General features: G+C 73.1%; 15 protein-coding genes. 5 read left to right on the plus strand and 10 right to left on the minus strand.

Annotated elements, in window-relative coordinates; translation table 11 throughout:
* Window positions 1–359 precede the first annotated feature (359 nt).
* The 4 genes from lnt to CRM89_RS08740 form a co-directional block, all read right to left on the minus strand.
* Complete coding sequence (gene lnt, locus CRM89_RS08725) at window positions 360–2093, minus strand: apolipoprotein N-acyltransferase (RefSeq protein ID WP_098083710.1); 1734 nt, start codon at window positions 2091–2093, stop codon at window positions 360–362.
* Window positions 2090–3682 carry an amidohydrolase gene (locus CRM89_RS08730; RefSeq protein ID WP_098083711.1) on the minus strand — a complete coding sequence of 531 codons (1593 nt, stop codon included), beginning with the start codon at window positions 3680–3682 and terminating at the stop codon, window positions 2090–2092. The genes lnt and CRM89_RS08730 overlap by 4 nt, the downstream gene beginning before the upstream one ends.
* Before the next feature lie 76 nt (window positions 3683–3758).
* On the minus strand, window positions 3759–4238 hold the full coding sequence (locus CRM89_RS08735) for an FxsA family protein (RefSeq protein WP_098083712.1): 480 nt from the start codon (window positions 4236–4238) through the stop codon (window positions 3759–3761).
* A 65-nt stretch (window positions 4239–4303) separates the two neighbouring features.
* The gene (locus CRM89_RS08740) at window positions 4304–4963 is read right to left on the minus strand and encodes a response regulator transcription factor (RefSeq protein ID WP_098083713.1); all 660 of its coding nucleotides are present in this window, start codon (window positions 4961–4963) and stop codon (window positions 4304–4306) included.
* A 116-nt stretch (window positions 4964–5079) separates the two neighbouring features.
* Between CRM89_RS08740 and CRM89_RS08745 the strand changes: the two genes are divergently transcribed.
* A complete protein-coding gene (locus tag CRM89_RS08745; protein WP_098083714.1) occupies window positions 5080–5781 on the plus strand; it encodes a DUF4132 domain-containing protein in 702 nt (233 codons plus the stop codon).
* Between the two features lie 18 nt (window positions 5782–5799).
* Here CRM89_RS08745 and CRM89_RS08750 read toward each other — a convergent pair whose 3' ends face one another.
* The gene (locus tag CRM89_RS08750; protein ID WP_098083715.1) at window positions 5800–6978 is read right to left on the minus strand and encodes a sensor histidine kinase; all 1179 of its coding nucleotides are present in this window, start codon (window positions 6976–6978) and stop codon (window positions 5800–5802) included.
* A gap of 65 nt (window positions 6979–7043) precedes the next feature.
* On the opposite strand from CRM89_RS08750, the gene CRM89_RS08755 reads away from it, so the two are divergent.
* Entirely contained in the window at window positions 7044–7811 is a 768-nt protein-coding gene (locus tag CRM89_RS08755; RefSeq protein WP_060590744.1) for a TSUP family transporter, read from the plus strand.
* Window positions 7812–7819: 8 nt separating this feature from the next.
* Here CRM89_RS08755 and CRM89_RS08760 read toward each other — a convergent pair whose 3' ends face one another.
* Window positions 7820–8485, minus strand: coding sequence for a TetR/AcrR family transcriptional regulator (locus tag CRM89_RS08760; RefSeq protein WP_229434659.1), 666 nt, complete (start codon window positions 8483–8485; stop codon window positions 7820–7822).
* Between the two features lie 144 nt (window positions 8486–8629).
* Here CRM89_RS08760 and CRM89_RS08765 point away from each other — a divergent pair, with 144 nt between their 5' ends.
* Both CRM89_RS08765 and CRM89_RS08770 read left to right on the plus strand, forming a co-directional pair.
* Complete coding sequence (locus CRM89_RS08765; RefSeq protein WP_098083716.1) at window positions 8630–10171, plus strand: TldD/PmbA family protein; 1542 nt, start codon at window positions 8630–8632, stop codon at window positions 10169–10171.
* Complete coding sequence (locus CRM89_RS08770; protein WP_229434660.1) at window positions 10168–11562, plus strand: metallopeptidase TldD-related protein; 1395 nt, start codon at window positions 10168–10170, stop codon at window positions 11560–11562. The genes CRM89_RS08765 and CRM89_RS08770 overlap by 4 nt, the downstream gene beginning before the upstream one ends.
* A gap of 3 nt (window positions 11563–11565) precedes the next feature.
* On the opposite strand, the gene CRM89_RS08775 is transcribed toward CRM89_RS08770, so the two are convergent.
* The 3 genes from CRM89_RS08775 to CRM89_RS08785 all read right to left on the minus strand — a co-directional run bounded on the left by CRM89_RS08775 (window position 11566) and on the right by CRM89_RS08785 (window position 13246).
* The gene (locus tag CRM89_RS08775) at window positions 11566–12144 is read right to left on the minus strand and encodes a DUF4333 domain-containing protein (RefSeq protein ID WP_098083717.1); all 579 of its coding nucleotides are present in this window, start codon (window positions 12142–12144) and stop codon (window positions 11566–11568) included.
* A 130-nt stretch (window positions 12145–12274) separates the two neighbouring features.
* On the minus strand, window positions 12275–12661 hold the full coding sequence (locus tag CRM89_RS08780; protein WP_060590740.1) for a PPOX class F420-dependent oxidoreductase: 387 nt from the start codon (window positions 12659–12661) through the stop codon (window positions 12275–12277).
* 36 nt (window positions 12662–12697) lie between these two features.
* A complete protein-coding gene (locus CRM89_RS08785) occupies window positions 12698–13246 on the minus strand; it encodes a PadR family transcriptional regulator (protein ID WP_098083718.1) in 549 nt (182 codons plus the stop codon).
* Between the two features lie 109 nt (window positions 13247–13355).
* Here CRM89_RS08785 and CRM89_RS08790 point away from each other — a divergent pair, with 109 nt between their 5' ends.
* A complete protein-coding gene (locus tag CRM89_RS08790; protein ID WP_098083719.1) occupies window positions 13356–14075 on the plus strand; it encodes a glyoxalase in 720 nt (239 codons plus the stop codon).
* 6 nt (window positions 14076–14081) lie between these two features.
* Here CRM89_RS08790 and map read toward each other — a convergent pair whose 3' ends face one another.
* The gene (gene map, locus CRM89_RS08795) at window positions 14082–14852 is read right to left on the minus strand and encodes a type I methionyl aminopeptidase (protein ID WP_098083720.1); all 771 of its coding nucleotides are present in this window, start codon (window positions 14850–14852) and stop codon (window positions 14082–14084) included.
* Between the last annotated feature and the right edge of the window lie 97 nt (window positions 14853–14949).

Consider the following 14949-nt stretch of genomic DNA (forward strand, 5'->3'; position numbering starts at 1 on the left):
GCTCCGGCCCGACCGGACGGCTCGGCCGCCCCGGCCCGACCGGACGGCTCGGCCGCCCCGGCCCGACCGGACGGCTCGGCCGCCCGCGTCAGTCGCCCAGCTCGGTCGCCCCGGCCCGATCGCCCGGCGCGGTCGCCCCGGGCCCGATCGGTCGGCTCAGTCGCCCCGGGCCCGATCGCACGGCTCGATCGCTCCGGCCCGATCGGACGGCTCGATCGCCCCGGCTCGATCGCCCCGGCTCGATCGCTCCGGCCCGACCGGACGGCTCGATCGCTCCGGCCCGACCGGACGGCTCGGCCGCCCCCGGCGAGATCGCCGCGCTTGGTCGCCCCGTTCGATCAGCGCCTTTTTCGCCCGGCTCAGTCGCCCTGCTCAGCGACCGGCTGGACGTCGCCGGCGGTGGCGTCGCCGGCGGTGGCGTCGCTGTCGGTGGCGTTGCTGTCGGTGGCGTCGCTGTCGGTGGCGTCGCTGTCGGTGGCGTCGCCGGCGGCATCCGTGGCGGCGGTGGCTCGGCGGCGCCGCACCGCGACGAGCACCAGCGCGCCCGCCGTCAGCGCCACCGCGAGCAGTTCCGGACCGCCGCCCAGCCGGGTGGCGAGCGTCGTGTCGGAGCGCAGCGGCAGCTCGGCCACCAGGGCCGCGGGCACGAACAGCTGGGTGGACTCGGCGACGGCGCCGTCGGCGGTGATGATCGCGCTCACCCCCGAGGTCGCGGCGACCACCAGCGCGCGCCCGTGCTCGACCGCCCGCACCCGTGACATCGCCAGCTGCTGGTAGGTCATCTCGCTGTCGCCGAAGGTGGCGTTGTTGGTGGGCACGGTCAGCAGCTGCGCGCCGGCGGCCAGCGAGTCGCGGAAGGCGCGGTCGAACGCGACCTCGTAGCAGGTGGCCACCCCGATCTCGACATCGGCGGCCCGCACCGTGCCGTCCCCGTCACCCGGCACGAAATATCCGGCGCGGTCGGCGTATTCGGAGAACAACCGGAAGAACGAGCGCATCGGCAGGTACTCGCCGAAGGGCTGCACGATCTTCTTGTCGTGGCGCTCCCCCGGCCCGGCCGCACCGTTCCAGACCATCACCGAGTTCGTGGTGGTGCGGTCGTCGTTGACGAGCACGGCACCGACCAGGATCGGCGCGCCGATCGCCTGCGAGGCGCGGCTGATGAGGGCGGCGGCGTCGGCATTGCGCAGCGGGTCGATGTCGGAGGAGTTCTCCGGCCAGATCACCACGTCCGGGCGCGGGGCGCGCCCCGCGGCGACGTCGGCGGCGAGTTCCTCGGTGCGGCGGACATGGTTGTCCAGCACGGCCCGGCGTTGCGCGTTGAAGTCCAGGCCGAGGCGCGGCACGCTGCCCTGGACCGCGGCGACCGTGATCGTACGGTCCCCGGTCTCAGGGTCGGGCAGCGCGGACCGGAGGATCACTCCGGCGACCGGCATGATAGCCGCACAGCAGGCCGCGACGACAATCGCGCTGCGCGACCAGCGGTTCCGCGCGGACCGGTCGGCGGAGCGGACCGCCGCCCACACCGACAGCGCCAGTGCCACGAGGCCGCTGCCGGTCAGCGCGACGGCGAATCCGATCAGCGGCGCACCGCCGATCATCGCCCACGGCAGGTACCAGCCGTCGGCCTGGCCGAACGCCAGCCTGCCCCAGGGAAATCCGCCGAACGGGAAACTCGACCGCGCCCACTCCACGCTGACCCACGCCAGCGCGACCCACACCGGCCAGCCGGGCAACCGGCCCACCAGGCGCACCAGCACCCCGAACAGGCCGACATACACCGCGCACGCGGTCGACAGGGCCAGCCACGGCAGCGGTCCCACGTAGATGCCCGTCCACGGCAGCAGCGGCACGAAGAAGCCGAGGCCGGCCAGCATTCCGTACCCGAACCCGCCGCGCAGCCGGGTGCCGTCGCGCAGCACCGCCACCAGCACAGCCACCCCGACCGGCGCGAGGAACCACAGCGGACGCGGCGGGAAGCTGCCGAAGATCAGCAGACCCGCGACGATCGCGGCGAGCACGCGCCACCACACCGCCGGACTGCCGATCGCCCGCCGCCCCGTCGCGCGCGCACCCTCGCCCGACATGCTCATGCCTGGTAGATCGTGACGCCGCGGTGCACCGTGCGCAGGCAGCGCGGCAGCGGCGAATCCGGTTCCAGCGCAGGCAGTCCTGGCACTCGCGAGCGCGGGTCGGTGGACCAGCGCTGCACCGAGTCGGCGGCGGCCGCCACCACGAGTTCGCCCGCCTCCCAGATCGCATACGACGCCGGTGCGCCCGGCACCAGGGTGCCCGCGACACCGTCGCGGACCCCGCCCGCCCGCCAGGCACCGCGGGTGGCGGCGGCGAACGCGGCACGCGGGGAGATGCCGTGCCCCGGCGTGCGGTGCAGGCTCGCGGCCCGCACGGCCGCCCACGGGTTCAGCTCGGTGACCGGCGCGTCGGAGCCGATCGCCAACGCGATGCCCGCTGCCGCCATCGCCGCGTAGGGGTTGAGCCCGGCGGCGCGTTCGGCGCCCAGCCGCGCGGCGTACATGCCGTCGGGCCCGCCCCAGGTCGCGTCGAAAACCGGCTGGACACTGGCGATCACACCCCACCGGGCGAGTGCGTCGATCTGCGCGGCGTCGAGCATCTCGGCGTGCTCGACGCGGTGCCCGCGCGCGGCCACGGCCGGACCGCCCAGCGCGGCGACGGCCTGCTCGAAGCCCGCCACCACCGCGTCCATGCCCGCGTCCCCGATGACGTGGAAGCCCGCCTGGATACCCGCCTCGGTGCAGGCGCGCACGTGCGCGCCGATCGCGTCGGCGTCGAGATAGGACACCCCGATGCCCGGCCCGTCGGCGTAGGGCGCGCGCAGCAGGGCGGTGCGCGAACCGAGCGAGCCGTCGACGAACAGATCACCACCGAGCGCGTGCGCGCCGACCTCGGCCAGCAGCGCCGTCGCCTCCGCCGCCGAGCCGACCGCCTGCCCCCAGTACGCGCGCACCTCGACACCGTGCTCGACGTCGAGCAGCTCGCGGAGATCGTCACGGCCGGCGATGTCGGGGCCCGCGCATTCGTGCACCGCGACGATCCCGTGCGCCGCCGCGGCATCGAGCGCGGCCCGTCGGGCGCGGTCGCGCTGGGCGCGGTCCAGGCCGGCCAGCGCGGCCGCGCGGACCAGATGGTGGGCGTCGGCCCGTAGCGGCGCACCGGGCGTGTGACCCCGGGTTCCGGCGGGCACGAGGGCGAGCAGGGCCGAGGAGACCGCGGCCGAGTGCGCGTCCACGCGCGCCAGATAGACGCGCCGTCCTGGCCCGGCGGCCGCGTCCAGTTCCTCGGCCGAGGGCGCGCGCCGCTCCGGCCAGCGCGTCTCGTCCCAGCCGGTGCCGAGCACCGTGGCCTCGGGATGCTCGGCGGCGTGGGCGCGCACCGCGGCCAGGCATTCGGCCAGCGATCCGGTGGCGGTGAGGTCGAGCCCGATCAGTCGCAGGCCGAGCGCGGTGACGTGCACGTGCGGGTCGACGAAGGCCGGGGCGACGAACGCGCCGTCCAGGTCGACGATCTCGGCATCGGGGTGCAGCGCCCGGCCCGGCTGCTCCGCGCCCAGCCATACGATCGTGCCGTCCTGCACCGCCATCGCGGTCGCGTCGGGCGAACTCGAACTGTAGAAACGGCCACCGATCAGCAACTGGGTACGCACGGCTCCCCAGTCTGCCGCACGCCGATCCGCCGCCCGACCCCAGGCGGGCGCCGCCCGGGTCCGGACACCGGCCGGTTCAGGAGGGGTCGATGGCGCGGCGGGTGCCCCGGCCGTCGTGGTACCACTGCTGCACCACGACACCGTCGACCACGCCGTCGGCGTCGACCACCACGCCGTCGTAGCGGGCGGTGCGCACCAGGCGGCCGACGCGGCGCGCGGCCAGCGCGGTCACCGCCGGGCGCACCAGCCCGCGGGTGAGCGGCAGCAGCAGGAGCAGGCCGAGCACCGAGGTCACCAGGCCCGGCACGAACATCAGCGCACCGCCGAGGGCGACGAGCACGCCGTCGGCGACCGCGGTGCCCGGTGTGACCTCGCCCCGGCCGACGCGCCGGAACTGATCGAACACCCGCCTGCCCTGCGCGCCGACGAGCACCATGCCCGCCGCCGACCCCGCGATCAGCAGCAACACCGTCGGCAGCACACCGATCCACTGGCCGACCGCGACCAGCGCGGCGACCTCGACGATCACGTACAGCACGAACAACAGGGCGGGCATGGGCGCTCCTTCCGGACGATCTACCCTTCCCAACGTCCGAACGCCGGAGATTTCTCCCGAGCCGGTCAGCCGCCCGGCCGCACCAGCCCGGTTTCGTAGGCCAGCACCACCGCCTGCACCCGGTCGCGCAGCCCGAGCTTGGTCAGCACCCGCCCGACGTGCGTCTTCACCGTGGCCTCGGACAGGAACAGCTCCGCGGCGATCTCGGCGTTCGAGCGACCGGCGGCGATCTGCTCGAGCACCTCCCGCTCGCGGGCGGTGAGCACGTCCAGCACCGCGGCGTCGCGCATACCCGCCGGATCGTCGGCGATGAGCCGGTCGAGCAGCCGCTTGGTGACCTTCGGCGAGACCACCGCGTCACCGGCGGCGACGCTGCGCACCGCCGAGACCAGATCCTCGGGCGGGGTGTCCTTGAGCAGGAACCCGCTCGCGCCCGCGCGCAGCGCGCCGAGCGCGTGTTCGTCGAGGTCGAAGGTGGTCATGACCAGGACCTTGCAGCCGTCGCCGGATTCCAGGATGCGGGTGGTGGCGGTGACACCGTCGACCACGGGCATGCGCAAGTCCATCAGCACCACGTCGGGGCGCAACTCCCTGGCGCGGGAGACCGCGACGGCGCCGTTCTCGGCCTCCCCGATCACCTCGATGTCGGGGTGCGCGCCGAGCACCATCTTCAGGCCCATGCGCATCAATTCCTGGTCGTCGACGACTAGTACGGTGATCGGCACCGATCCAATCTAACGTCGCGTCCGGCCCGCTCCGAACGGCGCCGCGGCGGCGACGGTGGTGTCGGTGCTCGTCGTTAGGCTGTCCGGTTCGCTGAATCCAGTCGTGATGGAGCCCCATGAACGAAGATGTTCGACGCCTCGAGATCGCCATGATCGAGCGGCGTACCTGGTCCGACCGGGAACACCGTTCGGTGTGCCGGACGGACTCCCGCCTGTGCGACCCGTCCCGCCGGCTGGTGTGGCTGGGGTACGACGAGGAGTCGACCCCGCGGGTGTCCTTCCGGCTCGACGCCGGGGGCGCGCCGGTCGACAGCGCGGGCCGGCGCATCGGCCTCGACGTCGCCCGGGTGGCCGTCGCCCACCCGCTGCACCTGGCGCACGAGCTGCCGCGCTGGGCGGCGCGGTTCGCCGAAGAACGCGTGCGCCAGCCCTTTCCGCAACTGGCGCGGGAGGTGCACCGGCTCACCGAACGCGAGCGCCGGTCCACCGCGCTCGAGCGGTTCGCGCACCGGATGGTGCCCGCGCACGCGCTGTCGCGGCTGCTGCGCTCCGGCTGGCGGCTGGGCAGGCCGGTCGACGGCGTGCACGACCACCTCTACCGGCCGGTCGGCGGCGACCTGTGGGTGCTGCTGCATCTGGACGACGGTCTCGACGCCGACGACCCGTGGACCGGGTCCGAACGGGTGATCGAGGCGGTCGAGTTGTCCGGCAAGCCCGCGGCGCCGTGGTGGAGCCGCTGCGGGGACACCGCGTTCGGCGTGCTCGATCCGGTCACGGCCAGCGAGGTCGTGCGCGAACTCACCCACGCGCTCGACTGACTCCGGTGCCGCGGCGGGTCATTCGTGGAGCTCGAGCGGAATCGTCGCGCACACCCGCCAGCTGCCGTCCGGTTCGCGCCCGGCCTCGAGTGTGCCACCGAGCACGGCGACGCGCTCGCGCATGCCGAGCAGGCCAAGGCCGCTGCCCCGGATCGCGGCCGCGGGATCGGGGTCAGGGCCGTGCACCGGCACTCCGCCGGAGTCGACGACCTCGACGAGGATGTCGTGGTCGCGCCGGTGCACCCGCACCCACGCCTTGGGATGGGCACCGGCGTGGCGCAAGGTGTTGGTCAGCGACTCCTGCACGATGCGGTGGATGCCGAGGCTCACCTCCGGGGCGATGGCGTCGATGTCGCCGGTCAGCTCGAGGTCCACGGCCAGGCCGGTACCGCGCATCATCTCCACGACCTTCGCGATGCCGGCGCTGCCGTGTTGCGGCAGCTGGTCGGGGGCGTGCTCGGTGCGCAGCAGCGCGACGGTGCGGCGCAGCTCGCGCAGTGCCTCGCGGCCGGTGCCCGCGATCACGCCGAGCGCCTGTTCGGCGGCGTCGGGGTCGCGGCGCAACGCGTAGCGCGCGCCGTCGGCCTGGACGATGATCACCGACACCGCGTGCGCGACCACGTCGTGCAGTTCGCGCGCGATGCGGGTGCGCTCGCGGGCGACCGCCTCGTGGGTGCGCCTGCGCATCTCGTCGTCGGCGACGGCCAGCCGGGCCGCGACCTCGGCGTCGTAGGCGTGCCGGGCGCCGTTGAACTCGGCCAGGGTCCAGCACAGGGCGTAGTAGACCGCGACGAACGGCAACGTCGTCGGGACCGGCTGCCCCAGCAGCGCCAGGGCCACCAGCGAGTCCACCGTCAGGCCGAGCAACAGGATCAGGCCCTCGCGCCGGCCGACGTAGGCGACCAGGGTGTAGAGCATGATGCCCAGCGCCAGCAGCGCCGGATGCGCCACGGGATCGTCGAGCAGGTGGCCGACGACCGAGGTGGTGATCCCCAGGACCAGCATGACCGCGGCCATCGACCGCGGGTAGCGCCGCCGGAACGCCACCGGCAGCGGCAGCAGGCCCGACAGCACCAGGTAGACGGCCTTCTGGTCGGCGTCGCCGATTCCGGTGAGGTCGAGCAGCAGCAGGGCGAAGGCCATCATCGAATCCGCTACGAGTGGCTTGCCGCGCAGCCACAGACTGAACCGTCGCACCGTCTCAGACTAGGGGCGCGGGCACCGATCGCCGGGATTCATCCGATGTCTGATTGGCTTGCCGGGTGGATTTCGCAGACTGGAGCGCCCTGCTGGCGGCCGCGGCCGCCGCGGGCTGGGTGGACGCGGTGGTCGGCGGCGGCGGCCTGATCGTGCTGCCCACGTTGTTCCTGGTGTCGCCCGGTATCGCGCCCGCCACCGCGCTGGGCACCAACAAGCTCGCCGCCGTCGCGGGCACCACCGCCTCGGTGCTCACCTTCGCCCGCAAGGTGCCGATCCGGTGGAAGCTGCTGCTGCCCGCCGCGGTGATCGCCGCGGTGGCCTCGGGGCTCGGCGCGGCGGCGGTGTCGCTGATCGACCGCGACCTGTTCATCCCGATCGTCATGGTGGTGCTGGTCGGCGTCGCGGTGTTCGTCACGCTGCGGCCCACCATCGGCATCACGATGGCCACCGATCCGCCGACGCGGCGCAAGACGATCCTGGTGGTGGCCCTCGCCGCGGGCCTCATCGGGGCCTACGACGGCCTGCTCGGCCCCGGCACCGGGACGTTCCTCATCATCACCTTCGCCACCCTGCTCGGCACCGAGTTCGTGCGGGCCGCGGCGATGGCGAAGGTGATCAACTGCGGCTCCAACGTCGGCGCGCTGATCTTCTTCGGGCTCACCGGCCACATCCTGGTCGCGCTCGGCGCGGCGATGGCGGTGGCCAATGTGGCGGGCGCGATCGCGGGCTCGCGGATGGCGCTGCGCAAGGGCGCGGAGTTCGTGCGGATCGTGCTGCTGGTCGTGGTGGTGGTGATGGTCGTCCGGCTCGGCTGGCAGCAGTTCGGCTGATCGCCCGGTCAGGCGGTGTGCGATTCGGGTTCGGACCGGGCCGGGGCGGCGCCCGCCGCCAGCCACGGCTGCAGCACCCGCGTGGTGGTCTCGTGGATGCGGCGCTGCAGGCGCTCGCCGTCCTCGGCGGCGTGCGGCTGCTGGAACAGCACGGTCAGCGCACCGGACACCGCGCCCACCACGGCGCCGACCAGCGCGGCCGCGCCCACCTCGTCGAACTCGTCGGGGAAGGCCGCGTGCAGGTGCCTGCCGATCTCGCGCTGGGTCACCAGCTGGGCGTGGGCGACGCGGCCGCTCACCGCGGGCACGGTCCGCGAGACCTGCGCGCGCATCGCCGCGATCCGGGAGCTCAGGTCGTCCACCAGGTGTTCGCCGGGATTGTCGCCGGCGGCCCGCAACGCGCGCAGCAGCACCTCCACCGGGCGCTCGCCGGGCCTGCGTGCGGCGATCGCGGCGACGGCGGCGCGCACCCGCTCGTCGGGGTCGGGGAAGAGCAACTCCTCCTTGCTGGCGAAGTAGTTGAAGAACGTGCGCGTGCCCACCTCCGCGGCGGCGGCGATGTCGGCCACCGTGGTCTGTTCGTAGCCCTGGGTCTCGAAGAGTTCGATGGCGGCCTCGAGCAACGCGCGGCGGGTACGTTCACGTTTGCGGTCACGAAGAGCAGAAGGCGGCACGCGGGCACAGTACGACATCGGCCGTCCACCGCGTGGTAACCACCGTGTCGCGCGCGCCGTCGGTGCCTGTGCTCACCGGCATTTCGGCCGTTCGCCGGACCCTCACCCGACCGCCGTGCGCGCCCGCGCGGTACCGTTGCCGGGGTGAGCACCGCGACTTCCGGCGGCCCACGGCGGGCCGTCGACGCCGAATTCCGCGCGCTACCACTGGCCGCGCTCGCCGACGCCGCGCTCACCGCGGCCCGCGCCGCCGGCGCCGAGCACGCCGACCTGCGCGTGCACCGGTTGCGCACCCAATCGATCCGGTTGCGCGACGGGCGCGTGGAGGCCGTGGCCGACAGCACCGACCTGGGTTTCGCGGTCCGTGTGATCGTCGACGGCACCTGGGGTTTCGCCTCCCACGCCGCGCTCACCCCGGCGACGGCCGCCGAGGTGGCCCGGCGCGCGGTCACCGTCGCGACCGCGCTGCGCGCACTCAACCGCGAGCGCGTGGAACTCGCTCCCGAACCCCGCTATCCCGGCGCGGAATGGGTGTCCGCCTACGACATCGATCCCTTCACCGTGCCGACGGCGGAGAAGGTGGCGCTGCTGCAGGATTATTCGGAGCGCCTCGCCGCCGCCGACGGCGTCGACCACGTGAGCGCCGCGGTGCTCCAGGTCAAGGAGCAGACCTACTACGCCGACACCGCGGGGACGGTCCTCACCCAGCAGCGGGTGCGGCTGCATCCGCAGCTGGAGGCGATCACCGTGGACTCGGCGGCGGGCGTGTTCGAGACCATGCGCACCCTGGCCGCGCCCGCCGGCCGCGGCTGGGAGTACGTCACCGGCGCCGACGGCGTGTGGGACTGGGACGCCGAGCTGGCCCGCATCCCCGGCTGGCTGGCCGAGAAGGTCAAGGCCCCGACCGTCACCCCGGGCCCCACCGACCTGGTGATCGACCCGACCAACCTGTGGCTGACCATCCACGAGTCCATCGGCCACGCCACCGAATACGACCGCGCGATCGGCTACGAATCCGCCTACGCGGGCACCTCCTTCGCCACGCCGGACAAACTGGGCACGCTGCGATACGGCACGCCGATCATGCACGTCACCGGTGACCGCACCGAACCGCACGGGCTGGCCACCGTCGGCTACGACGACGAGGGCGTCGCCGGGCAGCGCTGGGATCTGGTGCGCGACGGCGTGCTGGTCGGCTATCAGCTCGACCGCGCGTTCGCCCCGCGCCTCGGCCTGGACCGCTCCAACGGCTGCTCCTACGCCGATTCCGCGCACCACGTGCCGATCCAGCGGATGGCCAACGTGTCGCTGCAACCCGACCCCGCCCGCGACACCAGCACCGCCGAGCTGATCGGCCGGGTCGAGGACGGGCTCTACATCGTCGGCGACAAATCGTGGTCGATCGACATGCAGCGCTACAACTTCCAGTTCACCGGGCAGCGGTTCTTCCGCATCCGCAACGGCGAGCTGGCCGGGCAGGTGCGCGATGTCGCCTACCAGGCCACCACCACCGACTTCTGGGGCGCGATGGAGGCCGTGGGCGGGCCGTCGACCTGGCAGCTCGGCGGTGCGTTCAACTGCGGCAAGGCGCAGCCGGGCCAGGTCGCGGCGGTCAGCCACGGTTGTCCGTCGATCCTGGTGCGCGGCATCACCATTCTCAACACCCGGACGGAGGCAGGCCGGTGAGCGTGCAGGGGGTGCCGCCCGCGGGCGCGGTCGTGGAGCAGGCGCTGGCGCTGGCCCGCGCCGACGAGACCATCGTGATGGTCACCGACGCGCACGAGGCCTCGCTGCGCTGGGCGGGCAATTCGATGACCACCAACGGCGCCTCGGTGTCGCGGCAGTGGGCGGTCGTCTCGATCTTCCGGGACGGGCCGCGGGCCGCGCGCGTGGGCAGCGTCGGCTCCACCAGCGTCGATCCCGCCGAGGTGGCGACGGTGGTGCGCGCGGCCGAGGCGGCGGCCCGGTCCGCCGAACCGGCGAAAGACGCCATGCCGCTGCTGGATTCCACCGACTCGGTCGAGGACTGGGCCGCCGAGCCCGGCACCACCGGCATCGAGGTGTTCACCGATCTGGCTCGCGGTCTCGCGGACGGCTTCGACGCCGCCGACCGGCTCTACGGTTTCGCCCACCACCAGGTCCACACCACCTGGCTGGGCACCTCGACCGGCCTGCGCAGGCGGTTCGTCCAGCCGACCGGCTCGGTGGAGATCAACGGCAAACGCGGACCGCGGGACGCGCCGTCGAGCGCGTGGGTGGGGGTGGGCACCACCGACTTCACCGACGTCGACGTGCCCGCGCTGCTCAGCGAACTGTCCGGGCGGCTGGACTGGGCGGCGCGGCGGGTCGAGCTGCCCGCGGGCCGCTACGAGACGCTGCTCCCGCCCTCGGCGGTCGCGGATCTGATGATCTCGCTGATGTGGGCGATGGAGGGCCGGGGCGCGCACGAGGGCCACAACGCCTTCGCCCGGCCCGGCGGCGGTACCCGGATCGGGGAACGGCTCACCGAGCTGCCCTTGACGTTGTGGTCGGATCCGCGTGCCGAGGGCCTGGCGTATCGGCCGTTCGTCGCCACCCCCGAATCCTCGGAGACGCTGTCGGTCTTCGACAACGGCCTGCTCGCCGACCGCGTCGACTGGGTGCGCGAGGGCGTGGTGCACGCGCTGGCCTATCCGCGCGCCACCGCTGCCGAATTCGGCGCCACGCCGACAGTTCCGGGCGAGAACCTGCTGCTCACCGGCGGCTCGGCGGCGAGCACCGCCGAGTTGGTCGCGCGCACCGAGCGCGGCCTGCTGCTGACCACGCTGTGGTACATCCGCGAGGTCGACCCGGCCACGCTGTTGCTGACCGGCTTGACCCGCGACGGCGTCTACCTGGTGGAGGACGGCCGGGTCACCGCCGAGGTCAACAACTTCCGCTTCAACGAGAGCCCGCTGGATCTGCTGCGCCGGGTCACCGAGGCCGGCGCCACCGAGGCGACGCTGCCGCGGGAGTGGAAGGACTGGTTCACCCGCGCGGCCATGCCGCCGTTGCGGATTCCCGACTTCCACATGTCGTCGGTGAGCCAGGCCACCTGAGGCTCAGTAGGGCCTGCTCACCTCGTAGGTGCCGTCGAGGTCGGTGATCGTCACCGACACCGTCTGCGCGGCGGCGCCGACCCGCACACTGCAGTCGTAGCTGGCGCCGGGCACGATCTCGATACTGGCCGGGCAGCGCACGTCGCGCACGTCGGTGATGCCGTAGGAGTCGGTGAGCACCGTTGTCACCCCGCGCTGCACGGCTGCCCGGTCCAGCTCGGTGGCGGCGGCCGTGTTCGACGTCGCCGCGGCGGAGCTCGAGGCCGTCGGGGCGGTGGTCGCCGCCGCCGGGGCGGTGGTGCGTACCGGCGGCACGGTGGTGAGCGCGGGCAGGATCGGCGCCGGGTTCTGCGCGGTGGGGGCGGCGGCCACCGACGTACTCGGCGGCGCCTCCGACATGGCGCTCTCGCGCAGATTGACCACCACCAGTCCGGCGATCACCCCGGCCACCGCGATGGCGACGGCGGCCACGACGGCGGCCACCAGCACGGCAACCCAACCGCCGTCCGTGCTCTCGGGTTCCGGGGTCTCGGCGACCGGGTAGGGCTGCTGCGCCCTCGGTGGCCGCGTCGGTGCTGTCATGAACGATCCCTCCCCCCGGGGCAGGGGCGAGCCTTCATGTCCGCCTGGGGACTACCCCGGTGTGCCCGAGGAAGAATAGCCCAGCCGCGGCACCCGGCCCGTCCTGACCCGAAATCCGCACGCCCCATGATCATTCGGCCGGGGTGATCTCGAGCCCGATCGTGCCCGCCTTGCCGCGCCGCAGCGTGCTGCCCAGCAGCGCGACCGTGGCGAGCAGCTTGTATTTCCGCTTCAGCAGGGCGCGCACGTGCTCGGTGCCCGCCGCGTCGAGCACCCGCCCGGTCCCCGGCAGCACCGGCCCGGACAGCTTCTTGCCACGCGCGTCGCAGACCTGCACGGTGACGGCCGGATTGCGGCGCAACCGCTTGACCTTCCAGCTGTCGGTCACGGTCCACACGTACAGCTTGCCGTCCTCGGCCACCGCCCACACCGGGGTGCCGACCGGCGTGCCGTCCTTACGGTAGGTCGTCAGCATCACGTAATCGGCGGAACCGATCTCGCCGAGCGCATTCGTCATGTCCGCAGCCTAGTGCGGTGTGGCCGGGGCCGCCGGTCAGTCGGACATGTGGTATTCGCCCGCCTCCAGGCGCGCGACCAGTCCCCCGGTCCAGCGGGTCAGGGTGTCGAACACCCCGCTCCACAGTTCGAGCAGATCGGTCGCGTGCGGAACCTCGTGCCGGGCGGGGAATTCCGGGATCATCGCGAGCAGATCGTCGCGCACGGCGGCCGCGTTGTGCTGCTGTTCGCGCAGCCGTGCCACCACATGGGCGCGGGGCAGCGCGTCCATGAAGGCGATGGCGGCGCCGAGTTCCTCCATGTCGATGCTCACCAGCGCCCGGTCCAGCAGTGCCCGGAACTCCGCCTCGCCGGCCTCGGTGAGTTCGAACAGCGTCCGTCCCGGCCCCGCGCCACCGCTCTCGGTGCCCGCTTCGCGCAGTTTGCCTTCGGCGCAGAGCTGTTTGAGCGCGTGGTAGATCGACCCGGGTTTCACGTTCGTCCACGTCTCGGCGCGCCAGGACAGCAGTTCGCGGCGTACCGCGTACCCGTGCGCGGGCCCGTCCCGGCGCAGCACCCCGAGCACCAGCAGACGCACCGCCGACATACCGACTCCCTTCGACCGGACCGGATACTACTCAAACTTGACTTCCGCACGGCGACCCACCTAGCGTCAGCTAGTCAAACTTGAGTACCAGCCGAAGGAAGAGCGACCGATGGCCGACTCCCCCGTTCCCGTGCTGTGGACCTCCACGCCGAGCGTCACCCTCGACTTCTACCGAGCCCTCGGGTACACCGTGCTCGACGCGCAGACCAAGCCCTACGTCTATCTCGCGCTCGAATACGAGGGCTGTCCCGTGCATTTCGCGCCGCCACCGCCGGGGGTGCCGGTTCCGCTGGAGAACGTCGGCTGCCTGGTGATGGTCGACGACGTGGCGGCCAGGCACGCCGCGTTCACCGCCGCGATGCGCGCCGCCTACGGCAAGGTCCTCGCCAAGGGCTGCCCCCGGATCACCCGGTTCCGGCCCGGACAGAGCCGGTTCAGCCTCATCGACCCGGACGGCAACACCCTGCTGTTCATCCAGCGCGACGAGGCGCCGGAGGTCGACTACGGCGGCGCGTCCGAGCTCACCGGGCTGGCCAAGGTCATCGACAACGCCCGCATCCTGCGCGACTTCAAGGTCGACGACACCGCGGCGGCCCGGGTGCTGGAGGTGGGCCTGCGCCGCTACCGCGTCCTCGCGCCCGCCGTCGAGCAGGCCAAGGCGCTCGCGATGCTCGCCGAACTGGCCGTCGCCGCCGGGGACACCGCACGCGCGGAGCGATTCCGCGCCGACGTGGCCGGCCTGACCCTCACCGACGACGAGCGGGCCGCGGTCGCCGCGGAGTTGCGGGCCGGAACCGAACTGCAGCGATGGCTGTCGGATTCCCGGTGAGCCGTCTCAGGCGGCCCGGGTGAGGACCAGCGGCCCGTCGGCGGTGATCGCCACCGTGTGCTCGAAGTGCGCGGTCCGGGAGCCGTCGGCCGAGCGGACGGTCCAGCCGTCGGCGTCGTCGATGTAGATGCGGTCGGTGGTGCGGGCGAACCAGGGCTCGAGGGCGAGGGTGAGGCCGGGGCGCAGCTTCATGCCCCGGCCCGGGCGGCCGACATTGGCGACGTGCGGATCCTCGTGCATGGTGCGGCCGAGGCCGTGGCCGCCGAATTCGGTGTTGACGGGGTAGCCGTAGTCCGCGGCCACGGCGGCGATGGCGGCGGAGATGTCACCGAGGCGGTTGCCGGGCACCGCCGCCTCGATGGCGGCGGCCAGCGCGTCCTCGGTGGCGCGCACCAGGCGCTGGTCTTCCGCGCGGGCGGTGCCGACGATCACCGTGACGGCCGCGTCGGCCACCCAGCCGTCGATCGACACGGCCAGATCCATGCTCAGCACGTCACCGTCGCGCAGCCGGTAGTCGAACGGCATCCCGTGCAGCACCGCGTCGTTCACCGAGAGGCAGACGGTGTTGCGGAAGGGCCCGCGCCCGAAGGACGGCGCGTAGTCCCAATAACAGGACACCGCGCCGCGCTGCCGGATCCGTTCGCGCACATGGGCTTCCAGATCGAGCAGGTTGACGCCGACCTGCGCCCGAGCGCGCAGGTCGGCGAGCACATCGGCGACGAACGCACCCGTCACCCGCATCCGCTCGATCTCCGCCGCAGTCTTCAACTCGACCATGTCCTGCCCTTCGTGTCCGGTATTTAAATACCACCGTAGCCGGATCGGTATTTAAATACCAATCGGCGATTGCCCGCCGCCCCCGTCGCCACCTACC

This window comes from Nocardia sp. FDAARGOS_372 (assembly GCF_002554515.1).
Classification (GTDB): domain Bacteria; phylum Actinomycetota; class Actinomycetes; order Mycobacteriales; family Mycobacteriaceae; genus Nocardia; species Nocardia farcinica.